Below are 1,349 nucleotides of genomic sequence, written 5' to 3' on the forward strand. Positions count from 1 at the left end.
TGGCTCTTCTCCGCTTAGATGAGTCTATAAATTAACAATAAAACCGGTAACACATTGATTTATAATCGCTTCCCACCTTATATCTCAGTATTGTAGTTTGTCGTTATTATCTTCCGCTCTATTTAACTTTAAAGGCCAATCCGTACAGTCTGTAACGCTCGAAGAAAGCTCTCATTCAGTACTCGTCAAATGCAAGCGAGATAGACGCTGTAAAGTTGTTGACCCTGAGACTGGAGCACCGCGCACAGTCGACCACTATGTTCACCGTCGCCTGTCGGATTTACCTGTCAGTGGTCGCCCTTGCGTTATAGAAATTGAATTGGCTCAGACAAGAGATAGGCTCGGCCGAAGGTTGGTTGAAGCGACTGATTTTGTTGATAAGGGGAGTCGTTATACCAAGAGATTCTGTCACTTTATTAGTGGACTATGCCGCTATATGAGCATCCACGCAGTGTCTAAGCATTTAGACATACGCTGGGAAACCGTGAAAAATATCGATAAAGCATTTCTGTTATCTACCTTGCCTGCTTTAGAGCCTAAGAGGTTGACCAACCTTGTTCATATTGGCGTTGATGAAGTCGCCAGGGCTAAAGGCCATGACTATATGACCGTCGTTTATGATCTCGTTTCAGGACAACTTATTTGGGTTGACCATGGGCGGACTTCAAACGTACTCATCAACTTTTTTGAACAATTATCACCGCAAACGAGGGACGGCATCCAAGCGGTATCAATGGATATGGGGCAATCTTACCAATCAGCAGTGAGAAACGCTCTTCCGAATGCAGACATCGTTTTTGACCGGTTTCACGTTATGCAGAACTACTCTCTTCTGATAAGGAAAGAGCGTAATAAAGCGTTTAGGAAAGGAACACATGACGAGAAGAAAATGCTTAAAGGGACGCTATTTTTACTCCTCAAAAATGCGCCGAAATTAAGCGATAAGCAGTCAGATAGGCTAGATGATTTACTTGAAAGCAATAAGACTCTTTGTACGATTTATATGCTCAAAGAGCAGCTTCAAGCCTTATGGGATGAACGTAATTTTGACCTGATGATCGCAGCTCTTGATGCGTGGTGCCAGCTTGCTAAAAAGACGAGGATCTTATCTCTCATCAACTTCGCAGACGCGCTTTGGGAGAGAAGAGTTGGGATCTGCAATTATGCAAAATATAAGCTGACGAATGCCCGAGTGGAAGCAGGGAATGTATCGATAGGTCTTCTTAGACGGCGAGCCCGAGGAGTAAGGGATACTGATTACTTTAAATTGAAGATTAGACAAACCTCAATCCTAGAAACTCACTCTACCATTTACCCAGAAATCAAGCTCATCTAAGCGGAGAAGAGCC

Annotated in this window: 1 protein-coding gene; it reads left to right on the forward strand. The window is 43.4% G+C overall.

Annotated elements, in window-relative coordinates:
• Nucleotides 1-97 precede the first annotated feature (97 nt).
• Nucleotides 98-1,336: an ISL3-like element ISVa7 family transposase gene (locus AB6E78_RS22895; RefSeq protein WP_081317730.1), complete on the forward strand. Its 1,239-nt coding sequence runs from the start codon at nucleotides 98-100 to the stop codon at nucleotides 1,334-1,336.
• Nucleotides 1,337-1,349 lie beyond the last annotated feature (13 nt).

The organism is Vibrio sp. 10N.247.310.98 (assembly GCF_041467395.1).
Lineage (GTDB): Bacteria > Pseudomonadota > Gammaproteobacteria > Enterobacterales > Vibrionaceae > Vibrio > Vibrio crassostreae_C.